Origin of the sequence: Pseudomonas sp. PDM26, from assembly GCF_019219185.1 — a bacterium.
Taxonomy (GTDB): domain Bacteria; phylum Pseudomonadota; class Gammaproteobacteria; order Pseudomonadales; family Pseudomonadaceae; genus Aquipseudomonas.
The window spans coordinates 74,038-99,866 of record NZ_JAHUWC010000022.1 but is presented as its reverse complement, the minus strand read 5'-3'; the positions used below and the strand labels follow the sequence as shown (position 1 = coordinate 99,866).

Below are 25,829 nucleotides of genomic sequence, written 5' to 3'. Positions count from 1 at the left end.
CTTAGAGGTGTGCTCGCTAAGGATTCAGTTGATCCTGTTGTCATTATGTATCCATAAGTATTGTTCAAGCTCCACGCATCTCGGTATGGGGGCCTGAGCGACGCTTGCTGACGAGAAACCTGGCATGTTTTCCAACGCAAACACAATAGTAAGCATAGAGCTACTTGACTACGTCAAGGCTCTGCCTGGTAATCGAATTGTCGTTGCGCTAGCGGGGCCACCTGGTGCCGGTAAGTCCACCGTCTCGGAGGCCTTGGTAGAGGCCCTTAATAGTATTAAGCCGGGGAGTGCAGCGGTCATCCCCGGGGATGGCTTTCATTACGATGACGCGGTTCTTGGATCCTTGAACCTTTTAGACCGTAAGGGCTCCCCCGATACATTCGATGTGGGTGGCTTCAGGAGTCTGCTGCTGCGGCTTCGTGCGAACAACGAGCCAACGGTTGCCGTTCCAGTATTCGATCGTAACCTGGAGATATCCCGTGCCGCAGGACGGTTGGTTTCCTCTGACGTGAAATATCTCATCGTAGAAGGAAACTACCTTCTATTGAATCTTGCCCCATGGTCGTCCTTAAGGGACTGTTTTGACACCACCATTATGCTGCAGGTTGACCGTAAAACCCTGGAGACGCGACTGCTTGATCGATGGCGATCATTCGGGTTCGATGAGTCTACTGCCTATGAAAAAGTTCATTGCAACGACCTTCCGAATGCCGAATTTGTGATTTCGGCCAGCAGTAGAGCTGACTTCACGATCACAGATGAAGAACCTGCTTCTTCTCCTTGAACGAGAGTGTCGCAGCCGGCGTGGCTGCCTATCAACAGGTCTATTAACGCTATCAACAACCTGTAGCGAACCATTAAAGAGCAAACGACTATGTATCTGGTATGTGGCGAAGCGCTGTTCGATTTTTTTAGTGAAAACGACCCCGGAGCTCAAGCTTCAAAAATAAACTACAAGGCCATTACCGGCGGTTCGCCGTTCAACGTCGCCGTCGGGCTGCGGCGCCTGGGTATCGACGTTGCGCTGTTTGCCGGGTTGTCCACCGACTACCTGGGCCGGCGTTTACAGCAAGTATTGCAGGACGAGGGCGTGCGTTTGGGTTTCCTTCAGGACTTCGACGCACCGACCACCCTTGCCATGGTCGCCGTTGGTGCCGATGGCTCGCCGCATTACAGCTTTCGCGGCGAAGGCTGCGCTGATCGTCAGCTGTTGCCGGGGCATTTGCCTGAGTTGGGCGCTGAGGTGCGAGGGTTGCATATCGGCTCGTTCTCGTTGGTGGTGCAGCCGATTGCCGATACCCTGTTGGCTCTGGTCCGCCGGGAAAGTGGCAAACGCCTGATCAGCCTCGACCCCAACGTGCGACTCAACCCAGAGCCGAATATCGAATTGTGGCGCGAACGTATCGGCGCTCTGGTTGAACATGCCGATCTGATCAAGGTCAGTGACGAAGACCTGAACCTGCTCTACCCCGAGCGTGATCCGCAGAGCGTGATCGAGGGGTGGCTGGAGCACCGCTGCCAACTGGTATTCCTCACCCGTGGCGGTCAGGGCGCAACAGTTTTCAGCCGCCGTCATGGCACTTGGTCGGTGCCGGCCCGAGCCGTGGTGATGGTCGATACCGTAGGCGCCGGCGACACCTTCCAGGCGGCATTGATTGCTTGGCTGACTGAGCAGCAACTGGATTCGGTGGAGGGCTTGCAACGCTTGAGCCGTGAACAGATCGACGCAATGCTCGACTTTGCCGTCAGCGCCGCGGCCCTGACCTGCGGTAAAAACGGGCCGGACTTACCTTTTCGGCATCAGTTGCATTGATATCTGGTCGGGATTGTTTCGTCGGCACAGCACTCTACCCTGATCGCGCCGCCTCCGTGCCGGATATCAACACGGAAAGCTTTGCACTCGCCGTTGATGCCGGGGTTTTGGCAGCCGCGCGCGATCAAGAAAAACTCACGTCATCGGTGTATCGAATTTCGATGGTGCTCAACTCAAGCAGGCGGTGAAAGAGATCGTTTCGCTCCAGCCGCCGTGCTCCGCCTTGTGGTGAAAGGTTGCAATCGACCTGACTCCACGCAATCGCAGCCATTAAAAAAAGCGGCCCTTTGGCACCGATAACATCGTTTCTCGGCGGCGCTGCTTTTCACTATATTGGCCGCCAGATCCGGTGAGTGACTCAACATTCGCCACCCTCAGTGCGAGTAGTCTTTATGAATAAAAAACCAGACAACGCAGGGTTTGTTAATGCAGGTGCGGGAACCCGTGCCGTGTGGGGCGGGGAGCAGGTCAGGCATCCCTACAACGCCACTCAAACGCCCATCGTGGTCAGTGCCGCCTATGGTTATGACGACATCGATGTCTGGTACGACGTTGCGTTGGGCAAGGCGCCTGGCTTTATTTACAGCCGCATGAGCAACCCGACAGTCGAGACCCTCGAGGCAAAGATTTGCGAGTTGGAACTGGCCGAATCAGCCGTGGCTTTCAGCAGCGGGATGGCGGCGATCAGCAGCGTGCTTTACACCTTCCTGGCCCACGGTGATCGGGTGGTCTCGACCAGGGACAGCTATGGCGGCACCAACAAGATTTTCGAAGAGTTCCTGCCGCGCACCGGTGTGAACGTGACGTTGTGCGAGACGTTCGATCACGAAGAAATCGAACGCGAAATCGCCAAAGGTTGCCAATTGGTGTATCTGGAAACACCAACCAACCCGACGCTGAAAATACTCGATATCGAGCGTCTGGTGGCTGCGGCCAAGCGTGTTGGTGCCATTGTGGTGGCGGATAACACCTTCGCCACACCATTGAATCAGAACCCGCTGGCGCTGGGTGTGGACGTGGTCATTCACAGTGCCACCAAGTTTCTCAGCGGCCACGGTGACGTGCTTGGTGGCCTGGTGTGCGGTAGTGAATCACTGATGGCCAAGGTGCGTCATTACCGGGAAATCAACGGAGCGACGCTCGACCCGTTCTCCGCCTACATGATCATTCGCGGCATGAAAACATTGGTGCTGCGCATGCGTCAGCAGCAACGCAGTGCCCGCGCACTGGCCGAGTACCTCTGCGTCGAACCCTTGGTGGAGTCGGTCAATTATCCCGGTTTGCCCGGTCATCCGAATCATGCGGTGGCGTGCGCGCAAATGTCAGGCTTCGGTGCCATCGTCAGCTTTGTCGTGGCGGGCGGCATGGACACAGTCAAGGTGCTCTTGCCACGACTGCGATTCGCCCACTGCGCGGGCAATCTCGGTGCGGTGGAAACCATCTACGGTCCGGCCCGCACCACCAGCCATGTCGAGAACACGCTGGAGGAACGCCTGGCCCTGGGTATTTCCGAGGGGTTGGTGCGGATCTCTGTCGGCATCGAAGACACCGACGATCTGCTCGACGACCTGAAACAGGCGTTCGCATTTGTCAGGGGCGCGGGCAACGAACCCGCGCAATCAAACACGCAGCTTTCAATCAATGAAAGTTGCACCGAAGTTGCAAACTGAAGCGTTAGCGTTAAACCTCACTGCAAGGATGTGAGTGGGGCGTTCATGAAGTGGAATAATAATAAAACTTAGTGGCGATCTGTTTTTTCTCTGCCCAGTCAGTCATCGCAGATGTTAATTCGCGCCCTAATAACTTTCATGAGAACAATCATGTCCATAAAAGAACAACAACTTCATTCGCGTTCCGGTTTTAAACAGGAAATGCAAACACGGCATATTGTCATGTTGGCATTAGGCGGCGTCATCGGTACCGGACTGTTTCTCACGTCCGGGTACACGGTTAACCAGGCCGGTCCCTTGGGCGCGGTGATCGCTTACATCATCGGCGCGCTCATGGTTTACATGGTGATGATGTGCCTGGGCGAACTGGCGGTACAGATGCCGGAAACCGGTTCATTCAGTACATATGCCACCCGCTTTCTGGGGCCTGGTACCGGGTATACCGTCGCTTGGCTGTATTGGCTGACCTGGACGGTGGCCATCGGTTCTGAATTCACCGCCGCCGGTATCTTGATGGCGCGTTGGTTCCCGGATACACCGGTATGGATCTGGAGTGCGTTGTTTGCAGGTCTGGTGTTTCTGACCAATGTGATTTCGGTGCGCTTGTTCGCTGAGACCGAGTTCTGGTTGTCTCTGGTTAAAGTGGTGACCGTCATCGTGTTTTTGATGATTGGCGGTGGCGCGATTCTCGGTCTGCTGCACATCGATCAGGGCCACAGTATCGGGTTGAGCAACTTCACTCGCGAAGGACTTTTTCCTACCGGAGTCATGCCGATAGCCATGACGTTATTGGCGGTGTCTTTTGCGTTCTCCGGCACTGAGTTGATCGGTATTGCCGCAGGGGAAACCAAGGACCCGCAGCGCAACGTGCCGCGTGCCATTCGCACGACGGTGCTGCGCTTGGCGATCTTTTTCGTGGGGACCATTTTCGTCCTGGCGACGCTGTTACCCCGAGAGCAGGCCGGCCTGGTAGAGAGTCCATTCGTGACTGTGTTCACCTACATCGGGATTCCCTATTCGGCAGACATCATGAACTTCGTGATCATCAGTGCCTTGCTGTCGGCCGCCAACTCCGGTTTGTATGCCGCGTCACGGATGATCTGGACGCTGAGTGACCAGGGTCATCTGCCCAAGCGATTCTCGGCACTGACTCGCATGGGCACGCCGCTCAACGCGATTATCATCAGCATGGCGGGCGGGGCTGCCTCGTTGCTCAGCAGTGTGTTTGCCGCCGACACCATCTATCTGGCACTGGTGTCGATCTCCGGATTGGCGGTGGTAGTGGTATGGATGAGCATCGCTGCGAGCCAGATTGCTTTCCGCCGTCACTATGTGGCCAACGGCGGTGACATCCGCGACTTGAAATTCCGTGTCCGGGGTTATCCATGGGTGCCATTGGGCGCGCTGGTCTGCTGCAGTCTGGCGTGCGTCGGGATTGCGTTCGATCCGGAGCAGCGAGTGGCGTTGTACTTCGGATTGCCCTTCATCGCCTGGTGCTATTTCGTGTATTACATTACCCGCAAAAGCCGCGAGCGACGCTTGTCGGTTGCCCCCTTGGCACAACCGTCCGACGCGTTCTAGTCAGCGTCGACGGGATGGGCAAGCGTGCTCGGTGGAGGGGGCGTCCAAGAGGTTCAAGCCATGAAGCAAAAGACGCTACCCCCATTGAACTGGCTGCGGGCATTCGAGGTGTCTGCCCGCTGTTTGAACTTCACCCATGCCGCCGAAGAACTGTTTTTGACTCAGGGCGCGGTCAGTCAGCAGATCCGCCAACTGGAAAGTCATCTTGGGGTGGCACTGTTCAAACGCTTGCCCCGAGGCCTGGGGCTGACCGAGGAAGGCCAGGCGTATCTGCCGGTGGTGCAGGATGCGATCACACGACTGGCAGTGGGGACCAACGAGATTTTTGGCCAGCACAAACGTCGGCCGATCAAGGTGCGTGGCAGCCTGGCGTTCTTCGTGCATTGGCTGGCACCCAAGCTGGCGGGGTTTAGCCAGGTGCATCCGCATGTCGATATCCGCTACATCAGCAATATCTGGGTCAAGGAACTGGACGGGGAGGATGACATGGAGATTCGCTGGGGCCACGGTCAATGGCCCGGCCTGGTGTCGCAGCGCCTGACCTGGGACACGTTGTTCCCGGTCTGCTCGCCGGACCTGATGGCGAAGTCGCCGCTGACGGTCCCGGCGGACGTGTCGCACCATCCGCTGTTGCATGTTCTGGGTTACGAAGAGGGTTGGGGTTACTGGTTGAACATGGTCGGTGCGGACACCGTCGACTCCTCGACCGGCATGCAGTTCGACACATTGATCTCCACTTTGCGCATGGCCGAGTTAGGGCAGGGGATCGCCCTGGCGCGGTCCTCGATGGTGGAGGAGATGCTTCAGGACGGACGGTTGGTCGAACCCTTTAGCCAGCGTATCGAAGCCAGCGAGTCTTTTTACCTTGTGCGCGGTTCCGGGGCCGAGCAACACCCCGACGCGGTGATGTTTTCCACCTGGCTGGTCGAGCAGGCACATCGTTTCAAATGAATGGCCGGAGCCAACCATGCGTTATGTAAGTACCCGAAATTCGGCCGTGCAGGTCGACTTCGAACAGGTCGTATTGTCGGGCATTGCCGAGGACGGTGGGCTGTACGTGCCGCTCGAACTGCCACTGTTTGAAGCACAGGACATTGCCAACTGGTCGACCTTGCCCTATGACGAACTGGCCTACAGAGTGATCAGTCCGTTCGTGGGGGAGGCGATCCCCGAGGCAGACCTCAAGCGCCTGCTCAAAGAGGCGGGCAGTCAATTCCGCCATCGTTCCCTGGCGCCTTTGCATCAGGTCGATCGTAACGAGTGGGTGCTGGAACTGTTCCACGGGCCGACTCGCTCCTCAAAGGATTTTGCCGCGCAGTTGCAGGCACGGCTGGTGCCGTATTTTCTGCGCAAGCGCGGGCGTCGCGGGGTGGTGATCGGTGCCACCAACGGCGATACGGGGCTGGCGGCCATCGAGGCGTTCAAGCACTGCGAGGACACCTGCGTGGTGGTGTTTTACCCAGAGAAGGGCGTACCCCTGGACCAACTCCTGCATCTGCAAGCAGCGGCGCACCCAAGGGTTCATCAGTTTGCAGTGAATGGCAGCTTCGACGAGTGCCAGACCATCGTCACCCAGTTGTTCCAGCAATGGCCCAATACGCAGCACGAGGCGATCAGTTTCAACTCGAGTAACTGGGTCAGCGTGTTGGCGCAACTGGTGTTTTACTTCCACGCGGTGTTGCAACTGGGGGGTGGTCAACGTCCGATCGGCTTCAGCGTACCGGCGGCGAGTTTTGCCGAAGTGTATGCAGGCTACATCGCGCAAAAAATGGGTCTGCCGATCACCCAGATGATTGTTGCGACCAATCAGAATGACGCGTTGCACCAGTTGTTTCAGAAGAACCACTACAGCAGGTCACGAGCCAACAAGACGCTTTCGCCTGCCATGGACCTGTCGATCTTTTCCAATCTGGAACGGTTCCTTTGGGAGCTCTACGGGCGTGACGATCAGGCGGTGTGTGCCCTGATGGAAGGGTTTGAGTCCAGCGGCGAGATGGTCATCGCCAACGAGTTCTGGTTGCAGGCGCGGATGATCATCGACTCCTACGCGGTCAGTGATGAGCAGACGCTGACGGAAATCACCTCGCTGTATCGCGACACGGGATACGTCATCGACCCGCATACAGCCACCGGCGTGCTGGCCGCCCGGTTGTATCGGCGAAGCCTGGTGGCGCCAATGGTGACCCTGGGGGAAATCTCACCGGTCAAGTCGGCGGCACTGCTTGGCGAGTTGGGCATCAGTGTGGCGGGGCTGCACCCTGAGGTCACGACGCAAGGACAGGCGCAGGTTTACCGGATTCAACCGGACGACCTCGATACCATCCATGAGCTGCTCAGCGCGCTGTGAAGGCGCGGCAACAGGAGGCCAAGTGAAGCGAATTCTGGACCCTCTCGATGAACACATCATCGCGGAACTACAGCTCAATGCCAGGGCTGCACATGCCGAGCTGGCGGCCAAGGTCAATCTGTCACGCAATGCGGTGCGCCAGCGTATAGAAAGACTTGAACGCGACGGGGTCATACAGGGATATACGGTACGCACGGGGGAGGGACGACAAGCCACTTCGAACATCAACGCGGTGATTTTCGTTTACCGCTACGACCGGATGCGGGGGGCGGAAGTGTTGCAAGCGCTGCGGGCCATTCCGGAAGTCATCCAGTGCGATGTCATGAGCGGTGAATTCGACTTGATGCTGCGGGTGGGCGCTGCGAGCCCACAGCGGGTGCACAAGGTCTGGACTGAAATTGCCGCGTTGCCCGGGGTGGAAAACACCGTGACCTCCTTTGTGCTGTCGTCTGTCGTGTAGCCCATTTTTCGTACCGCTAAAAGCCAACGTGTGTTGGCTTTTTTTTGCGTGCATCGCGAGCATTTGCGCTGTTTATCGAGTGGTTGCACAGGCATTGAAAGTCAAAAGATCGCAGCCTGCGGCAGCTCCTACGGGTTTTGCGTACACGCGCAAAATGACGGTCGCAGCGGACCCATGTAGGAGCTGCCGCAGGCTGCGATCTTTTGATCTTCTACTCAGGCCGATCGATTCGATCCAGCGCCCGATTCACCGCCAGCTCGCCGAGCATGATGACCTGAGCAATACCCAGCAGTGTATTGCGACTCGATCCCTGCGTCCGGTCCGCCAGATCCATCGTCATGACATTGGCCGAAGCCAGTGACTCGCAGGCGTGAGCCAACAGGGTTTCGGTATCGAGTTGCGGATTGACGATGAACATGCTGCAGAGTTTGCGGGGAGTGGCCTGTAGGTCGGCGGCAGAGGGGATGCGTTCGGAAGATATTGCCGGATCATTGTTCGGGGGATTGGGTGTGACCTTGAACATGATTTTCTTTTCCTGTTGTAGTGCAGCCACGCCGTCGCTGCTAAACGAGGGGTGGCGGCTGTACGCAGGTTAGCAGACCGGGGAAAAGAAGAAAGCCGGCGCGCCCAAGGGCGCCCTACGCACAGCCACCATCAAATGCAGGTATTGAATACCTGCCTGACGGACACTCGTACGATCTTCAAATACCACGGGCTGCTAAACCCGATCACTGGAAATCAGTGACGCGGGCCAAGTTACCGATGGCTTCCAGGGCGCACAAGCCGGCGGATTCTGGCGTACCTGTAGGCAACGACGCAAGGCGTTGTAGCTTTCATCGAGTAACACTGACAGCCGTTAAACAGGCCCTATCTATAGGCCCAAAACCTGTAGGAGCGAGCTGGCTCCGGGCGGCGTTCCGACGATGGTCGCCAACGATAACGCTGCAAGCCTGACACCACGCGGCGTTCTTCGGTTTTTCGCGAGCAAGCTCGCTCCTACCCGATTCTGAAGCTTTGTCCTGACACTGGTCAAAACGCCCACAAAATAGAGCAAATTGGCCTATTTCACTGCCCTGGTCCCAGCCCTAACCTAGTGCCCAACAACCCATCACCCGGATCAAGGGCATAACAAAATGACTGAATACAAATTGGCGCTGGTTGGCTTTGGTGGTGTTAACCGGGCATTGGCTCAGCTGATTGCCGAACGTAACGAACAGTGGAAAACAGAACTGGGCTTCACCCTGAAAATCGTCGGTGTGACGGACTTGTTTCTCGGTTCGGTGATTGGCCGCGAAGGGCTGGATGCCAATGTGCTCGCCCAATTGCCGGCAGCCAAAGGTGCATTGGCGCAACTGCCGGGTGGCGACGTCACAGCCCTCAATGAAGCGGTGATCAAGGACTCCGGCGCGGACATTATTGTTGAAGCCACCTTCACCAACCCGGTGGACGGTGAACCGGCGACTTCGTTCTGTCGTTGGGCGCTGGAGGGCGGCCAGCATGTCGTCACCACCAACAAGGGCCCCATCGCCTTGCACGGCGCCGAGCTCAAGGCACTGGCTCGACGCAAGCATGTCGCCTTTGAATACGAAGGCTCGGTCATGAGCGGCACACCGGTTATCCGCCTGGCCCGGCAGGCGCTGGCAGGCAGCTCCATTGTCGGTTTTGAAGGGATTCTCAACGGCACGTCCAACTTCGTGCTCACCAGCATGGAAGGCGGCCTGGGGTTTGCCGAGGCCGTTGCCAAGGCTCAGGAACTGGGCTACGCCGAAGCCGATCCGACGGCGGATGTCGAGGGGCATGACGTACGCCTCAAGGTGGTGATCCTGGCGAATGAACTGCTGGACGCAAAGCTGACGGTCAGTGACGTCACGTGCAGCGGCATTTCGTCCCTCAGCCTTGGCGACATCGAAAAAGCCCGACAGGACGGCGCTCGCTGGAAGCTGATCGGGTCGGCGATGCGCCATGCCGACGGTTCGATCAGTGCCAGTGTCGAACCGCGGCTGTTGAACAACGACCATCCGCTGGCCAGTGTCGGTGGCGCGACCAACGCGGTGTCGTTTACCTCCGAACTGCTGGGTGCGGTGACGGTTTCGGGGCCGGGAGCCGGGCGTACGGAAACAGCGTTTGCGCTGCTCTCGGACATCATCAGCATCCATCAATCCACTGCCCGCAACCAGGAGTAAACCCTGTGAAATTATCGCGCCTGGTTCTGGATATCGTGGAACCGCCCATTGAAGTCTTTAACGCCTATGACGGTTCTGTCATCGGTAGCGTAACGAATGTCTGTGCGTCGCAAGTTCCGCAGTTGTTGGAGACGGGACGCAGTGGTGCACGAGCGTGCGCCGCGTTAGCGCGTCATCGTCGGGCTCGCATTCTTGAGCAAGCCGCAATCAACATCGAACGTGATGCCGGTGTGTTTGCCAGGCTGATCGTCGATGAGGCCGGGAAGACCCTCAAACAGGCGGAAAAGGAGGTCAAGCGTTGCGTCAACACCCTCAAGCTGTCGGCCGAGGAGGCCAGGCGCAATGCCGGGGAGGTGGTGCCTTTCGACGCTTATGAAGGTTCCGAATCGCGTCAGGGCTGGTTTTCCCGTGTACCTCTGGGTCTGATCGTTGCGATCACGCCGTACAACGATCCGTTGAACCTGGTGGCGCATAAACTCGGTCCGGCCATTGCGGGCGGTAACGCGGTGATTCTCAAACCCTCCGAGCTCGCGCCATTGTCGGCCATTAAACTGGTGTCTTATCTGGTCGCGGCAGGCTTGCCTGAGTCCGTGGTCACAGTCGCCACCGGCGGTGCGGAACTGGGCAAGGCGCTGGTCGCCGCCCGTGAGGTGCGGATGATTTCCTTCACCGGCGGTTTCGTCACCGCAGAGCAGATCGCCCGCACGGCCGGGTTGAAGAAACTCGCCATGGACCTGGGCGGCAATGCGCCGGTCATCGTCATGGGCGACTGCAACCTTGAGGCCGCTGTCGAGAGTTGCGTGTCCGGAGCCTTTTGGGCAGCGGGGCAGAACTGCGTAGGCACCCAGCGCTTGCTGATTCAGGCGTCGATTTATGAAGCGTTCCGAGAGCGATTCGTCAGCCAGGCCCGTGCGCTTGTGGTCGGCGATCCATTGCTGGCCGATACCGATATCGGCCCCATGATTACTGCGCAAGCCGCGCAGAATGCCGAGCAAGTGGTGAACGAGGCCTTGCAGGAGGGCGCCACGTTGCTCTGCGGCCATCGGCGTATAGGATCGTGCTACGCCGCCACCGTGTTGGAAAACGTCGATCACGCCAGTCGACTCTGGCGCAACGAAGTCTTCGCTCCGGTGGTGGTACTGCAGTGTTTCGAGAGTTTCGATGAAGCCATCGCGTTGGCCAATGAACCCGAATACAGCCTGCATGCCGGGATCTTCACCAATGATCTGGCAACCGCGATGAGCGCCGCACGGAGGATCGAAGCCGGGGGAGTGATGATCAACGACTCTTCCGACTACCGCTTCGATGCAATGCCGTTTGGCGGTTCCAAGTACGGTAGCCTGGGCCGGGAAGGGGTGCGTTTTGCCTACGAGGAAATGACCCAACCCAAGGTGGTGTGCCTTAACACGCTGGGTTAGTCGATTCGCGGTAAATGGATCAGCTCGTATGGCATTGGGTCGGTTTGGACACCGGCCCAATGCGTTTTGCTGAATGGGGCGAGAGCAGATGGGCGGTGTGTTGTAACGCCTTGCAGCTGTAAAGGCCTTTACACCGCTGCTGCCAACGGCGGGAGTGACTACTATTAAAATCAATGGGTTAGTTTGTGGCATTGGGTGTGCAGCAGGGGATGAGTCAGCACGAAGCTGGCGAATCTCGTACAACAACAAGTGAGACACTCATGACCCACAAGAACAACCTGAATGACGCTCTGCCGGGAATGCGCGGCATGCAGCATATCGGCATCACGGTGCCGAACCTGTCTGAGGCTGTTGCCTTCTTCGTCGAGGTGCTTGGCTGCGAGCCATACTTCACCTTTGGCGAGTTCCGTTTTGAAGACGACTGGATGGAGCGGCACCTCAACGTGCATCCGCGCGCGTCTATTCGCGACTTCCAGATGGTCCGATGTGGCAATGGCACCAACCTCGAAATTTTCGAGTACACAGCTCCCGACCAGAATCGTCGATTGCCCCGCAACAGCGACGTCGGCGGGCACCACTTGGCGTTCTATGTGGACGACATGGCGGCGGCGGTGGAGTATCTGCAGTCTCGTGGCGTGCAGGTACTGGATACGCCATCGACCTTCACCGATGGCCCGGCCAAGGGCCTGACCTGGGTGTACTTCCTGGCGCCCTGGGGGCTGCAGCTGGAGCTGGTGAGTTTCCCGGACGGGATGGGCTACGAGAAAGGAGAGACGCGCCTTCTCTGGGACCCGCGCACACCTGAGCACTGATTCGACTTGAAAGCCCGGCCGGCCCGGCTCGGGCCGGTTACGGGCATTTGAAACTTTTGGTTTAGCTGTCCAGGGCGTTGGGAGGAACGATGTTGTGAAGCTTCATCCAGCGATATAGGGTCGGGCGCGACATGCCGAGCTCGCGTGCCGCGGCGCTGACATTCCAGCGCTGCCTGCGCAAGCAGTCCTCGATTTCGCGTGCGTGGGATGTCTGTCGTTCCTGTACGGGAACCGAACGCCTGGCCTGTTTTTGATTGACGCTCGGCAGGCATTCTTCGGGCAGGTCGTTCACCGTGATCTCATCCGTCTCCGCGGTGGCCAGCGCGTACTGCAACGCATTGCGCAGCTCGCGGATATTGCCTGGCCAGGCGTAGCCGAGGAGAGCACTCATGGCGTCGCCCCGGATTCGTGCGGGACGTTGGCGCTGTTCACAGAGCTCTCTGAAAATGCGTTCTATCAGGTAGTTCTTGTCGGCCCGTTCGCGCAGCGCCGGCAGGCGCAGGATCGCGCCATTGAGGCGGTAGTAGAGGTCTTCGCGAAACTCGTTTCGTTCAATCAACTGCCGCAGGTCGCGGTGACTGGCCGCGATGACGCGGATATTGACCTTGATCGGTTTTTCGCTGCCCAGTGGCATCACTTCCTGCTCGGCAAGCACGCGCAGCAGCCGCGTCTGCAGATGCAGCGGCATGTCTCCGATTTCATCGAGGAACAGTGTGCCGCCATCGGCCTGCTGGATCAGCCCTCGCATACCCTTGCTGCGTGCCCCGGTGAAGGTGCCTGGCTGGTAGCCGAAGAGTTCGCTCTCTATCAATGACTCAGGCATTGCCGCGCAGTTGATGGCGACGAAGGGGGCCTTGCGCCTGTTGCTGCTGTCGTGCAAAGCGCGGGCAAGGCGTTCTTTGCCGGTACCGGTTTCGCCATTGAGCAGCACGTTCAGCGGCTCGTTGCACAGTCGCTTGGCACGAGCGAGCATCTTGCGCATGGCGGGGTCATCGTCGGAGAGATCATCCAGCGGGCAGCGTTCCTCACTCGAACGTTGAGCTTGAGGGGTAACGGGCGCTCGGCTGGGCTCCATCAACGCGGCGAAGAACAGGGCGTTTTGACGGTGGGTACGGAAGGCGCGTACCTGGTCGGGGCTGGCGCGGGGGATGCTGAAGATGTCTTCAGGTTCGCAGTCGAACAGATCCTGGATACCGATCCGGCGCGCCAGTGCCGAAGGCCGCTCCGGCAACTGCAAGCCACATTCGGCGAGCAGTACACGGGCCGCGGTATTCGCCGCCAGGAGACTGCCATCCCCGGCAATCGCCAGCAGGTACTGGCGATTGATCAGGACGAACTCGCGGGAACGGTCGAAGCAGAGGATATGAGCTTCACGGTAGCGGCGCAGGAAGTAGGCATCCTCGATCATTCGCGCGTACTGCTTGACCAGTTGCAGGGCGAATTGCTGGGAGTCTTTGGACGGTGGTGAATTCAATGCCGAGATATCCAGCACGGCCAGCAGCTGCCCGTGGGGATTGAAGATGGGCACTGCAGTGCAGGTCAGGGCGATGTGATGGGCGCTGAAATGATCATGGTGGTGGCAGGTCAGCGGCAGTTGCTCCTTGATACAGGTCCCCACCGCGCAGGTTCCTGCGTGGTTCTCGCTCCAGTCGGCGCCGAGGTACAGGCCGGTCTTGCGATGCGCCGCTTCATCCAGTGGATCGCCGAGGAACTGCACGGTGATCCCCCGGCTATCGGTGAGGAGAATGACGTACCCCAGCTCGGCGATGTGGCGGTACAACTGCTCGACGCCTGCACGGGCCACGTTGATCAGCTCGTCCGCGTGGTCCTGGTGTTCGCGCAATACCTGACGCGGAACAAACCGCGGTGGCGCGGGCTTGGCCGGATCCAGACCGTAATCCTGGATACAACGCTTCCAGGACCGGGTGATGATGGATTCGTGCCCGGCGCTATCGCTGGCGTAGGACAGCACAGTGTCGATGTGCAGGCTGGGGGTCGAAAGGGTGCTCATGCGGCCTCCCGGGCACGGGATGAGGGGTCCGTGACGATCTTGTTCTTGTTTGGCATCAGCACGTGGGGGGCGGGCTGGCACGGTTGCAATCACATTACGAGTTTAGCCCTGCGCTGTCACTTCCCTCGTTGATCACGGCTGGCCCACCGCCAGAAGACCGGTAAATGGCCTAATGCCGATCAGTTAAGCCGAGGCACTGAACCCGTGGCGAGGGAGCTTGCTCCCGCTGGACTGCGCAGCAGGCCCATTTGTTGGGGCCGCTTCGCTGCCCGGCGGGACGGTGCGGCGATCCGACAAGCTCCCTCGCCACAGGTTAATCAGCGCTGGTCGGTCCCTTAACTGACTGGCATTAGGTAAATGGCCCCCTTATTTGTTGGCGGTGCCCGGCAATGCCGCCGCTGCGATCTCGCACTCAGTTCAGGTATCGCCAGCCTTTACGCATGTAAAACGCCTGGACGGATGCTTACAGGTGTAAAGCCTTCGCTTTACAGGTCATGCTCGAAAGATGTTTTTTTATTGATAAAAAATCATTTAAAAACAGCAGGTTAAGATTGGTTTTTGGCATTGGCACACAAGTTGCCCCTTCACTACCGAAGGGGCCGAAAAGGCACCCGGACTAATAACAATAACGTCGGCCACACCTGTTCCCACCTTACAGGCGTGCCGGCAAAAGCCTGGAGCTCTGCCATGCATGACTCTTCACCCCTGAGTGGCCCTCTGAGCCGCCGGCGCTTCCTCAGTCTTTCGGGGCAGTCGGCCCTGATCATCGGCGCTACCGCCGTTTTCAGCCAGCTCATTCCCGTCACCGTCATCGCCGACGACGTGTTGCCCCGGTTGCCCGCCGGGCTGCTGCAGATGGGGCGCGATATCTATCCCCATGACCGGCTCGGCGATGCGCCGTATGCCAAGTCGCTGGTCGAGCTGCTCGGTAAACACCCGGACCTGGTCAACGATGGCTTGAAGACCCTGCAGGGGCGAGCCCGCGCCACACAGGGCCGGCCTTTTGAAGAGATCGTCAGTGAGGATGATCGTGTCGCCCTGCTTCGCGAGATCGAGACCACGCCGTTCTTCCGCGAAACCCGCAGTGCGCTGATGTTTGGCATCTACGACAACAAGACGCTGTTCCCACTGTTTGGCTACGAGGGCTCGTCGGTGGAGAAAGGTGGCTATATCGCGCGTGGCTTCAACGACCTCGACTGGCTCTGATCAGCCTTCTCTTCGCGGCTCCATCCATTCCAACAATGAGGGTTAACCCCATGGCAGCGAAATACTCCCAGGACGACAGCGATGTCGTCGTCATCATTGGCTCGGGCGCCGGTGGCGGGACCCTGGCTCACGCCTTGGCCAAGCAAGGAATCCGTACCGTGGTGCTGGAAGCCGGCAAGCGTTACGAGATGTCCGACATCGAAAACGATGAGTGGGCCATGTTCAACAAGATTTCCTGGCTCGACAAACGCATCGCCACCGGCGGCTGGGACGTGGCACGCAACCACCCGAACCTGCCGGCCTGGATCGTCAAAGCGGTGGGCGGCAGTTCCGTGCACTGGGCCGGCGTGGCCTTGCGCTTTCGCGACTTCGAGTTTCGCATGCGCACCGAGAACGGCGATATCAAGGGCGCCAATGTGCTGGACTGGCCAATCAGCTATGAGGAGCTGGAGCCCTGGTACGTCAAGGCTGAGAAGCACATGGGCGTGACCGGTCCAAGCACCGGAATGCCTTATCACCAATGGCACAACTCCTTCAAGGTCCTGGCCACAGGCGCCCAACGCATTGGCTACAAGGAAATCCAGTCCGGCCCCATGGCGATCAACACGCAGCCCTATGACAGTCGTCCCGGTTGCATGCAGATCGGCTTCTGCATGCAGGGCTGCCGCATCGGCGCCAAGTGGTCGACTCTCTACACCGATATCCCCCGCGCGGAGGCTACCGGCAACTGTGAGGTGCGTCCGCAGAGCATGGCGCTTCGCATCGAACATGATGCCCGCGGCCGAGTCACCGGGGTGGTTTACGCCGACGCCGAGGGTCGCCAGCAGCGCCAGAAGGCCAGAGTGGTGTGCGTGGCCGGTAATTCCATCGAGTCGCCGCGCCTGTTGCTCAACTCCGAGTCCTCGATGTTCAAGGACGGCCTGGCCAACTCCTCCGGTCAGGTTGGGCGCAACTACATGTGTCACACCACCGCGGGCATCTACGCAGTGCTGCCCAAGCCGATTCACATGTATCGGGGCACCACCTGTGCCGGAATCATTTCCGACGAGTCGTACAACAACACTTCGCGGGGCTTCGTCGGTGGCTACCGGCTGGAAATCCTGTCCCTCGGCCTGCCGTTCATGTCCGCCTTCCTCGATCCGACCCCGCAGGGCTGGGGGCGTGCCTTCGCTTCGCGGATGGAGCGCTACGACCATATGTCCGGCGTGTGGTTGTGCGGTGAGGACCTGCCCATGGAGAGCAACCGCATCACCCTCCACGGCGCCGAGAAGGACCAGTACGGCCTGCCCGTCCCGGTGGTGCACAAGGACGACCATGCCTTCGACACCGCCATGCGTAATCACGGTGTGGAGCAGACCCGCAAGTGCTACGAGGCGGTCGGTGCCACCGAGGTGATCCGCCTGCCGTCTTACCCGGCCAGTCACAACATGGGCACCAACCGCATGAGCGCCAAGGATTCCGACGGCGTGGTGAACAAATGGGGCCAGAGCCACGACATCCCCAATCTATTCGTCTCCGACGGAAGCCAGTTCACCACCAGCGGCGGGCAGAACCCGACCCTGACCATTGTCGCCCTGGCCTTGCGCCAGGCCGAGCACATCGGCGCGTTGATGAACCAGCGCGCCCTCTGAGGAGCCAATCCCATGACCACACCCAGCAAAGCCCAGCGACTCTGGATGCTCGAGCAGATGCTCGTCAGCCGTTACCTGGAGGAGTCCATCGAACGAATCTACATGGAAGGCAAGACGCCTGTATTCAACATGGCCAATGGGCCAATTCCCGGTGAGATGCACCTGTCCAACGGTCAGGAGCCTTGCGCCGTCGGTGTCTGCGCCCACCTCGCGGTGGAGGACATCGTCACCGCCACTCACCGCCCACACCACATCGCCGTGGCCAAGGGCGTAGACCTGGACGAGATGGTCGCCGAGATCTTCGGCAAAAAGACCGGCCTGTCTGGCGGCCGCGGCGGCCATATGCACCTGTTCGACGCACGGGTGAACTTCTCCTGCTCCGGCATCATCGCCCAAGGCATGGGCCCTGCGGTGGGTGCTGCGTTATCGCGCCAATTACAGGGTAAGTCCGGAGTCGCCGTGGCCTACCTGGGTGAAGGCGCAGCGAACCAGGGAGCCTTCCACGAAACCCTGAATCTGGCCGCGCTGTGGAAGCTGCCGGTGGTCTTCGTCATCGAGGACAACGCCTGGGGCATCTCGGTGGCCAAGGCCTCTTCGACTGCCATCGAGCGCAACTACCTGCGTGCTGCCGCTTATGGCATGCCCGGCGTGTTCGTCCCGGGTAACGACGCCGACGCGATCTTCGCCGCGGCCGGTGAGGCCATTGCTCGGGCCCGTGCCGGTGAAGGGCCGAGCCTGATCGAGATCGAAACTCACCGCCTGGCCGGCCATTTCATGGGTGACGGCGAAACCTACCGTCCTGCCGGCGAGAAGCAAGCCCTGCTGGCAAAGGACCCGATTCCGGTTTACCGCCAACGCCTGTTGGATCTGGGCGTGCTGGACGAGGTCGGCGCCGCCGCCATTGAAGAACGTGCCCGAGGACGCGTCGACGCTGCGGTGCAGTTCGCCCGCGACAGTGCCTATCCGGCACCGCAAGAAGCTCTGGAAAGGGTGTTCGTGTGAACGGAGCCCGCCACAACAACGACAAGAAGGAGACCGACATGTACCGACAACCGACGATGAAGGCCGCAGTTTGGCATGGCCGACGCGACATCCGCCTGCAGGACGTTGCCTGCCCGCCACAACCTCAGGCGGGCTGGGTGCAAATCCGTGTGCAATGGTGCGGCATCTGTGGCTCGGACCTGCACGAATACCTGGCCGGGCCGGTATTCATTCCCACTGATACTGCCCATCCACTGACTGGCCTCAAAGGGCAGTGCATTCTCGGCCACGAGTTCTGCGGCGAGATTGTCTCCGTGGGGGAGGGGGTCCAGAACTTTGCAGTAGGTGAGCGTGTGGCCGCCGATGCTTGCCAGCATTGCGGCAAATGCTGGTTCTGCCAGCAGGGCCAATACAACCTGTGCGAGAACCTCGCCTTCACCGGATTGATGAACAACGGTGCGTTCGCTGAACTGGTCAACATCCCGGCAAATCTGCTGTACCGCCTACCGGAAGGTTTCCCTGATGAGGCCGGCGCGCTGATCGAACCTCTGGCAGTTGGCATGCACGCGGTGAAGAAGGCCGGCAGCCTCCTCGGCCAGACAGTGGTGGTAGTCGGCGCTGGAACCATCGGTCTGTGCACCATCATGTGCGCCCGTGCCGCGGGTGCGGCCCGGATCATCGCGCTCGAAATGTCCACGGCGCGCAAGGCGAAGGCGCTTGAGGTGGGGGCCACCGAGGTGCTTGACCCCAGCCAGTGCGATGCCATTGCTTCGGTGCGCGAACTGACAGATGGATATGGTGCCGCGGTTTCCTTCGAGTGCATCGGCCACAAGAGCACTGCCAAGTTGGCTATCGATGTCATTCGCAAGGGCGGGCGCTGCGTGATGGTGGGCATCTTCGAGGAGCCCAGCGAATTCAACTTCTTCGAAATCGTCGCCACCGAAAAGCAGGTCATTGGCGCCTTGGCCTACAACGGTGAGTTCGCCGATGTCATCGCCCTGATCGCCGACGGCCGCCTGGACGTCACTCCGCTGATCACCGGGCGGATCGAACTGGAACACATCCTCGAGCAGGGCTTCGAGGAGCTGGTCAACAACAAGGACCAGAACGTGAAGATCATCGTCAGGCCGTCCGCGCCTGCCGCTGCCCGTCACTGATCCCATCGACGGAGGAAACGAGACATGTCCGCAACAATCAAAGAACGCAAACTCACCATCGCCCGCGCCATGGCCGAGGCGATGGCCCAGGAAATGCGCCTCGACCCACGCGTCTTCGTGATGGGCGAGGACATTGGCCAACTCGGCGGGGTGTTCGGCAATACCCGTGGCCTGCATGAAGAATTCGGCAGCGCGCGCATTCGCGATACGCCTATCTCGGAAACCGCCTTCATCGGCGCTGCCGTGGGCGCGGCCTCTGACGGCATGCGTCCGATTGTCGAACTGATGTTCGTCGACTTCTTCGGCGTCTGTATGGACGCGATCTACAACCTGATGGCGAAGAACACCTACTTCTCCGGCGGCAAGGTCAGCGTGCCCATGGTGCTGATGGCATCCACCGGTGCCGGCTACTCCGACGGCGGGCAGCATTCGCAGTGCCTTTACGGCACCTTCGCTCACCTGCCTGGCATGAAGGTGGTGGTGCCGAGCAACGCCTACGACGCCAAGGGCCTGATGACCGCCGCCATTCGTGATGACAACCCGGTCATCTACCTGTTCCACAAGTCGCTGCAGGGCATGGGCTGGCTGGGTACCGAAAAGGGCGCCACGGTGGCTGTACCGGAGGAACCCTATACCGTGGAGATCGGCAAGGCGAAGACGGTCCGCGAAGGCAGTGATGTCAGTATCGTCAGCCTGGGCGCCGGCGTGCATCACGCGCTGCGCGCTGCCCGGCAGTTGGAGCAGCAGGGTGTCAGCGCCGAAGTCGTGGACCTGCGCAGTCTGGTGCCGCTGGACCGTGAGCACGTCATCGCCTCTGTGCGCAAGACCGGCCGACTCATCGTTGTCGACGAGGACTACCACAGCTTTGGTGTGAGCGGCGAAATCATCGCTAGCGTCGTCGAACACGACATCGGGATGCTCAAGGCGCGCCCGCAGCGAGTGGCTTTCCCCGACATTCCGATTCCTTTCACACCGCCGATGGAGCAATGGGCGCTGCCTTGCGCAGCAAAGATCGTTGCGGCCTACCAGAACCTGAAGAACGAGGAGTAACGACATGTCCAACTCAATCCTGATTCCCGCCGACCTCTGGGAAGGCGACGCTGAAGCCGTGATCACCTCCTGGCTGGTCAGTGACGGCGCGGAAGTTGGCCAAGGCGACCTGGTGGCAGAAATCATGTCTGAAAAGGCCCAGTTCGAGATCGAGGCGCCGGCTTCGGGCGTGCTGAAAATCCTCGAAGAAGAAGACGCGGTGGTCGCCAAAGGCGCGACCATCGGGTTAGTGGAGTGAGCCATGGGGCACATACTGAATGTTGCTGCCCGTACCGGTAGCACCGTGCTCTTGAAAGGCATGCGAAAAATGATCGCTGCGAAGATGAGCGAAAGCTTGCAGACTGCCGCGCAACTGACTCACCACGCTGAATGCGAGTTGACCAACCTGCAGGCGAAACGGGCGCAGCTGAAGGCTGCGGGTAGCCAGGTATCGCTCCAGGACCTGCTGCTGTTTGAGATCGTATGTTCCCTGAAGAACCATCCGGGACTCAACGCAACCCTGCAGGATAACCAGATCACGCGGCATGGTTCGGTGCATCTCGGTCTGGCGATCCCGCTGCCGGACGATCTGCTGGTGGCGCCCGCACTGTTCGATGCCGACCAACTGGATGCGCAGGGCTTGGCACTTGCACGCCGGGCCCTGGTGGACAAGGCACTGTCCGGGAAGCTCTCGGTGAAGGAGCTGACGGGCGCCACGGTGACCGTGACCAACCTGGGGCTGTCGCGGGTGCGTTTCTTCACGCCCATCCTCAATGTCCCTCAGGTGGCCATTATCGGGCTGGGAGGCATCCAGCGTCGCCTGCAACGAGGCGCCGATGGTTCGTTATCAGAGCGCGACTTCATGGGCCTTTCGCTGACCTTCGATCACCGGGCCGTGAATGGTGCTCCTGCCGCAGACTTCCTCGATGATCTGTGCCAACGAATCGAAGGGGTAGAGCCACCATGAGCCGGATCTGGCGCGTCAGTATCGAAGCCGGCCTGGAGGCTGAGCGAAAAAGGCTGAGGACGAGTCGATTTCCTTAAGACAATTCAGCCGTAGCGGACGTTTGAAAAGCGTCCGCTTTTGGCTGTGGATTCAACCGGTCTGTGCGATGGGCGTCCGCATCGGTGGCTAGCCGAATTGGACGGCACCGAACATTTGAATGAGTTCTACGTGCGGGAAGTACTATCAAGTGATCCGCCGAATCCAATGATTGCCTTGGTTTCCAGGTATTCCTCAAAACCGTAGACACCATACTCACGACCATTACCAGAACGTTTATAACCACCGAATGGAGCCATCGGATTCCAGGCGGGGTAATTCAGAAGCACTTGTCCCGCGCGGATACGAGAGGCCACTGCACGCGCTAGATCAAGGTCCTGAGACTGAACATGGGCGCTCAGGCCGTATACCGTATCGTTCGCGATAACGACCGCCTCATCGATCGTCTCATACGGAATGATGCACAGCACCGGCCCGAAAATTTCTTCTTGGGCGATGCGCATTGCGGTATCTACGTCGGAGAATACTGTCGGTCGAGTGTAGAAGCCCTTCTCATAACCCGGCACACGTCCTGGTCCGCCGCAAACGAGTTTTGCACCCTCACTCAGGCCAGCCTCGATCATGGCTTGCACGCGATTGAACTGGGCCTCGTTGGCAATCGGACCGAGCACCGTAGCTTCCGATCGCGGATCACCCACGATGATCGCATTGGCGGTTTCGGCTGCCAGCGTTTCAACCTCCGCCAGCCGGTCCTTAGGTACGATCATTCTTGTCGGCGCACTGCACGATTGTCCGACGTTGCGCAACGCTGACATCACGCCCAGTGGGACGGCTTTGGCAAAGTCGGCGTCGGGAAGCAGAATGTTCGGGGATTTGCCTCCCAATTCTTGTGTGACGCGCTTCACCGTATGGGCGGCCGCCTGTGCGACCAGCGCGCCCGCGCGGTTGGAGCCGGTAATCGAAATCATATCGATATCAGGGTGCGCAGCCATCGCAGCGCCGACCTCGGATCCACTTCCGTTCACGAGGTTGAAGACGCCTGGTGGAAGGCCTGCGTCATGGACCAGTTGTGCAAAAAGAAGGGCGCTCAGAGGCGACAGTTCGCTTGGTTTGAGGACCACAGTGCATCCGGCAGCAATAGCCGGGGCGACTTTCGCGGTGATTTGATAAAGCGGCCAGTTCCACGGAGTGATGAGACCGCAGACGCCTATGGGTTCGCGTTCAATCGCGGTTCCACCTTCAACCGTCTGGAAACGATAAGTGGACAGCAGATCACGTGCGACCCGAACGTGTTCGGCTGCAAGAGGCACTTGCATGGCTCGTGCGGAACCGATGGCAGCGCCCATTTCCAGAGAGATCGCCTGGGCAAGCTGTTCTTTTCGTTCAAGGATCAGGTCGTAGATTTTTCCAAGGAAAAGCGCGCGTGATTCTGCCGAGGTGGCAGACCAACCAGCAAATGCTGCACGCGCCGCAGCGACTGCCCGATCAACATCCTCGGCGGACCCTTGCGCGACCTGCGCAACGACCTCTTCAGTGGCCGGATTGACCACCGGCAAACTTGCCGGGATTGCCGGGGAAGACCAACAGCCATTGATATAAAATTTGTGAGACGTTTGCGGATCAACGCTGTAGCTATTCGAAGATTGTATTGTCATCCAACTGGCTCCCTTGAGCGGTAATAGGCACTGCAAGCAGCAGAGGGCGGTCTGGCTCGCGACCCTGCAAGGCCGCTGAAACATAGATCAAGCCGAACGTGGAAATCACCAGAACATCGCCGTGGCGACCAGGACATCGCTATGCCGCGTCTTCTCAATAAGCTAACAAAGCGTGCCAGATGAAATGTGCTGTTCTTGAGGTTTGCAAGGGAGAATCTGCCGTATCTGTCAGGCTGACTTTGTATGAGCGCAAGTTGACCCGATTTCGTCAGAAACCTTGCTGATAGACAGCTCAATGAGACCATTACCGGTCAGTGCGGTCGCAGGCTCATCGGTGGCGGTGGTGGGCCATATAGATAAGCAGGAAGGGACGTGGTGCTGCATCGTGCAATGCGCCGCCTTTGTAGAGCTGTCACGACGCGTACAGATGTTGCTTTGACCGGTATGTCACGCCTATCGCTATATAGAAGCAAGGTTGTCCCCAAGCGCATTGACGCTTGATTGGCCCCGCCTCACCTCGCAGCACAATCAGCGGGCGCGCCTCAGAAAATGCCCCCGTTCTCCTTTCGCCAGTCATGAATACTGCCGCACATTGCGTTGTGCGTGGCTTGCCAGCGCACCATAAAAGCCCGCAAAGGCGTAGAAACAGGGGGTGGAGCGCCCGGGTCTGGAGCATCCCGCAAAGTCTGCTGAGCAAGCCCTGCAAAACGGTGGTTTGTACCAAGCAGCCTATACTTTTAACAGTTTATGCATGGTCTCTTGGTGTTGTAATAAATCCGTGATGCAGCGTTGCTCCGATGCTTCCAGAACGGAGTAATTGCTTGCCCCGTCATGACCTCAACCATCATTAAGGACCGCACTCATGAGCTTTCTTCGACCCAAGTTTATTACCTTTGACTGCTATGGCACGTTGACCAACTTTCAAATGGGAAACATGACGCGCGAACTGTTCGCCGATCGTGTCCCTTTTGAGCAAATGGATCAGTTCGTCAAGGACTTCTCCGCCTATCGTCTGGATCAGGTGATGGGTGACTGGCGGCCGTATGATGAGATCATCAAGACCGCCCTGGCGCGCGTCTGTAAGCGTTGGGGTGTCGAGTACCGGGGTGAAGGCCAACTCTACTACGACGCCGTACCGACTTGGGGGCCACATGCCGACGTACCGGCCGGCCTGGCAAAAATCGCCGACAAGATTCCCCTGGTGATTTTCTCCAACGCGATGGACGAGCAGATCATGTCCAACGTCGACAAGCTCGGCGCTCCCTTCCATAAAGTCTTCACCGCCCAACAAGCCCAGGCCTACAAGCCGCGCCTGGCCGCCTTCGAGTTCATGCTCGATAACCTCGGCTGCGGGCCTGAGGACGTTTTGCATGTGTCCTCGAGCTTCCGTTACGACCTGATGCCGGCCCACGACATGAAGATCAAGAACAAGGCCTTCGTTGCTCGTGGTCATGAACAGCCGGCGAATGCCGTCTATGGCTACCACCAGATCCCGGATATCGGCGCATTGCCCGGGTTGGTCGGTCTCTAAGTCTCAGGGCACTCTTCAAGGCAAAAGGGGTTAGACATGGGCAGTGAGTCCTATTGGCTCGATACCGCACCGCAATTCACCGGTGCACAGCTCGGCGCATTGCCCGGGCAGGTCGATGTGGCCATCGTCGGTGGTGGTCTCACTGGCCTGGCCGCGGCCCGCGCCCTGGCCTTGAAGGGGGCCAGTGTGGTGGTGCTGGAAGGCGGGCGGGTGATTGGCGAGGCTTCGGGGCGCAATGGTGGCCACTGCAGCACCGGCGTTGCCCAGGACTACGCGGCACTCAGCGCCAGCCTCGGCGCTGATAAGGCGCGTGCTTATTACCAGGCCTATGAAAGCGCTGTACAGAGCGTCGTTTCATTGGTGGAGCAGGAGCAGATTGCCTGCGACCTCAAACGCAATGGCAAGCTCAAGCTGGCTGCCAAACCGATGCATTACGAAGGTTTGGCGCGCACCTGCGAATTGATTCGGCGGGAGGTCGACGCCGATGTCGAGTTGCTCTCTCCAGAAGAGGCCCGTGCTGAAGCCAACTCGGCCCAGTTCCATGGAGGCATGCTGCAACGCAACGGCGTGCAGATGCACATCGGGCGCTTCGGTGTCGGACTGGCCGAGGCGGCAGCCCGTCACGGCGCGCTGATCTTTCAAGGCGTGACGGTGACGGACTGGAAAGCCAGTGCCGGCGGCTATCAGGTCAATACCACCAAGGGCTCGCTACACGCCACGCAGGTTCTGCTGGCCACAGGCACGTGCCAGCAGGGCGGATTGGGCTGGTATCGGCGGCGGATCGTACCGGTGGGCAGTTTCGTGATCGCCACCGAGGTGCTACCGCAGGCCCTGATCGACAGCTTGCTACCGGCACGGCGTTCCTATGTCACCAGCCGCATGATCGGTAACTACTTCCGCCTGACGCCGGACAACCGCTTGCTGTTTGGCGGTCGTGCCCGGTTTGCCATGTCCGACAGCATTTCCGACGCCAAGAGCGGCAAGGTATTGCAGGCGGCGATGGTCCAGATGTTTCCGCAACTGGCTGGCGTGAGGATCGACTACTGCTGGGGTGGCCTGGTGGATATGACCTCCGATCGGTTACCCCGGGCCGGGCAGCATGGAGGGGTTTATTACTCCATGGGTTATAGCGGTCATGGGGTGCAAATGTCGGTGCACATGGGGCAGGTCATGGCCGAGGTCATGGCCGGCAAGGTCGAGGCCAACCCGTGGCGCGAACTCGATTGGCCGGCCATTCCCGGGCATTTCGGCAAACCCTGGTTCCTGCCTCTGGTGGGTGCGTATTACCGCCTGCAGGACTACCTGCACTGAGTTCATGTGGTTGCTTCTCATTTTTACGTT

General features: G+C 59.3%; 22 protein-coding genes and 1 pseudogene. 20 read left to right on the top strand and 3 right to left on the bottom strand.

The features are described from left to right. Positions 1-124 precede the first annotated feature (124 nt). The 7 genes from KW849_RS30550 (at position 125) to KW849_RS30520 (ending at position 7,871) form a co-directional block, all read left to right on the top strand. Entirely contained in the window at positions 125-784 is a 660-nt protein-coding gene (locus tag KW849_RS30550; protein ID WP_218433830.1) for a nucleoside triphosphate hydrolase, read from the top strand. A 90-nt stretch (positions 785-874) separates the two neighbouring features. Next, positions 875-1,813: a carbohydrate kinase gene (locus KW849_RS30545; RefSeq protein ID WP_218433829.1), complete on the top strand. Its 939-nt coding sequence runs from the start codon at positions 875-877 to the stop codon at positions 1,811-1,813. 392 nt (positions 1,814-2,205) lie between these two features. After that, positions 2,206-3,483, top strand: coding sequence for a cystathionine gamma-synthase family protein (locus KW849_RS30540; protein WP_218433828.1), 1,278 nt, complete (start codon positions 2,206-2,208; stop codon positions 3,481-3,483). A gap of 150 nt (positions 3,484-3,633) precedes the next feature. Then, positions 3,634-5,064 carry an amino acid permease gene (locus KW849_RS30535; protein ID WP_218433827.1) on the top strand — a complete coding sequence of 477 codons (1,431 nt, stop codon included), beginning with the start codon at positions 3,634-3,636 and terminating at the stop codon, positions 5,062-5,064. Between the two features lie 60 nt (positions 5,065-5,124). Further along, positions 5,125-6,015 (top strand): LysR substrate-binding domain-containing protein, encoded by an 891-nt coding sequence (locus KW849_RS30530; protein WP_218433826.1) that lies wholly within the window; start codon positions 5,125-5,127, stop codon positions 6,013-6,015. Between the two features lie 16 nt (positions 6,016-6,031). Beyond that, positions 6,032-7,411 carry a threonine synthase gene (gene thrC, locus KW849_RS30525; protein WP_218433825.1) on the top strand — a complete coding sequence of 460 codons (1,380 nt, stop codon included), beginning with the start codon at positions 6,032-6,034 and terminating at the stop codon, positions 7,409-7,411. Between the two features lie 22 nt (positions 7,412-7,433). Then, positions 7,434-7,871 (top strand): Lrp/AsnC family transcriptional regulator, encoded by a 438-nt coding sequence (locus KW849_RS30520; protein WP_008003746.1) that lies wholly within the window; start codon positions 7,434-7,436, stop codon positions 7,869-7,871. A gap of 211 nt (positions 7,872-8,082) precedes the next feature. Here KW849_RS30520 and KW849_RS30515 read toward each other — a convergent pair whose 3' ends face one another. Then, the gene (locus KW849_RS30515) at positions 8,083-8,394 is read right to left on the bottom strand and encodes a DUF6124 family protein (protein ID WP_218433824.1); all 312 of its coding nucleotides are present in this window, start codon (positions 8,392-8,394) and stop codon (positions 8,083-8,085) included. Between the two features lie 400 nt (positions 8,395-8,794). On the opposite strand from KW849_RS30515, the pseudogene KW849_RS31635 reads away from it, so the two are divergent. From KW849_RS31635 to KW849_RS30500, 4 genes and pseudogenes are all read left to right on the top strand, one after another. Next, positions 8,795-8,878, top strand: a pseudogene (locus tag KW849_RS31635) (YqgE/AlgH family protein); the annotation flags it as partial. 126 nt (positions 8,879-9,004) lie between these two features. Continuing rightward, a complete protein-coding gene (locus tag KW849_RS30510) occupies positions 9,005-10,054 on the top strand; it encodes a homoserine dehydrogenase (protein WP_218433823.1) in 1,050 nt (349 codons plus the stop codon). A gap of 5 nt (positions 10,055-10,059) precedes the next feature. Next, entirely contained in the window at positions 10,060-11,472 is a 1,413-nt protein-coding gene (locus tag KW849_RS30505) for an aldehyde dehydrogenase family protein (protein WP_218433822.1), read from the top strand. A 260-nt stretch (positions 11,473-11,732) separates the two neighbouring features. Continuing rightward, entirely contained in the window at positions 11,733-12,284 is a 552-nt protein-coding gene (locus tag KW849_RS30500; RefSeq protein WP_218433821.1) for a VOC family protein, read from the top strand. A gap of 61 nt (positions 12,285-12,345) precedes the next feature. On the opposite strand, the gene KW849_RS30495 is transcribed toward KW849_RS30500, so the two are convergent. Beyond that, positions 12,346-14,295, bottom strand: coding sequence for a sigma-54-dependent Fis family transcriptional regulator (locus tag KW849_RS30495; RefSeq protein WP_218433820.1), 1,950 nt, complete (start codon positions 14,293-14,295; stop codon positions 12,346-12,348). 687 nt (positions 14,296-14,982) lie between these two features. Here KW849_RS30495 and KW849_RS30490 point away from each other — a divergent pair. Genes KW849_RS30490 through KW849_RS30460 form a run of 7 tightly spaced genes read left to right on the top strand, consistent with a single transcriptional unit; the run spans position 14,983 to position 21,266 of the window. Further along, the gene (locus KW849_RS30490) at positions 14,983-15,501 is read left to right on the top strand and encodes a transcriptional initiation protein Tat (RefSeq protein ID WP_218433819.1); all 519 of its coding nucleotides are present in this window, start codon (positions 14,983-14,985) and stop codon (positions 15,499-15,501) included. A 50-nt stretch (positions 15,502-15,551) separates the two neighbouring features. After that, a complete protein-coding gene (locus KW849_RS30485) occupies positions 15,552-17,132 on the top strand; it encodes a GMC family oxidoreductase (RefSeq protein WP_218433818.1) in 1,581 nt (526 codons plus the stop codon). 12 nt (positions 17,133-17,144) lie between these two features. After that, positions 17,145-18,134 (top strand): thiamine pyrophosphate-dependent dehydrogenase E1 component subunit alpha, encoded by a 990-nt coding sequence (locus KW849_RS30480; RefSeq protein WP_218433817.1) that lies wholly within the window; start codon positions 17,145-17,147, stop codon positions 18,132-18,134. Between the two features lie 56 nt (positions 18,135-18,190). Continuing rightward, a complete protein-coding gene (locus KW849_RS30475; protein ID WP_256357464.1) occupies positions 18,191-19,270 on the top strand; it encodes a 2,3-butanediol dehydrogenase in 1,080 nt (359 codons plus the stop codon). A 24-nt stretch (positions 19,271-19,294) separates the two neighbouring features. Then, positions 19,295-20,320: an alpha-ketoacid dehydrogenase subunit beta gene (locus tag KW849_RS30470; RefSeq protein WP_218433815.1), complete on the top strand. Its 1,026-nt coding sequence runs from the start codon at positions 19,295-19,297 to the stop codon at positions 20,318-20,320. Between the two features lie 4 nt (positions 20,321-20,324). Continuing rightward, a complete protein-coding gene (locus KW849_RS30465) occupies positions 20,325-20,558 on the top strand; it encodes a lipoyl domain-containing protein (protein WP_108219369.1) in 234 nt (77 codons plus the stop codon). Positions 20,559-20,561: 3 nt separating this feature from the next. Further along, entirely contained in the window at positions 20,562-21,266 is a 705-nt protein-coding gene (locus tag KW849_RS30460; RefSeq protein ID WP_218433814.1) for a 2-oxo acid dehydrogenase subunit E2, read from the top strand. A gap of 203 nt (positions 21,267-21,469) precedes the next feature. Here the strand turns inward: KW849_RS30460 and KW849_RS30455 are convergent, their stop codons facing one another. After that, positions 21,470-22,957: an aldehyde dehydrogenase family protein gene (locus tag KW849_RS30455; RefSeq protein WP_218433813.1), complete on the bottom strand. Its 1,488-nt coding sequence runs from the start codon at positions 22,955-22,957 to the stop codon at positions 21,470-21,472. Positions 22,958-23,819: 862 nt separating this feature from the next. Here KW849_RS30455 and KW849_RS30450 point away from each other — a divergent pair. Together KW849_RS30450 and KW849_RS30445 are read left to right on the top strand one after the other, a co-directional pair. After that, positions 23,820-24,488, top strand: coding sequence for a haloacid dehalogenase type II (locus KW849_RS30450; protein WP_218433811.1), 669 nt, complete (start codon positions 23,820-23,822; stop codon positions 24,486-24,488). A gap of 36 nt (positions 24,489-24,524) precedes the next feature. Continuing rightward, entirely contained in the window at positions 24,525-25,799 is a 1,275-nt protein-coding gene (locus tag KW849_RS30445) for an FAD-binding oxidoreductase (RefSeq protein WP_218433782.1), read from the top strand. The last annotated feature ends 30 nt before the right edge of the window (positions 25,800-25,829 follow it).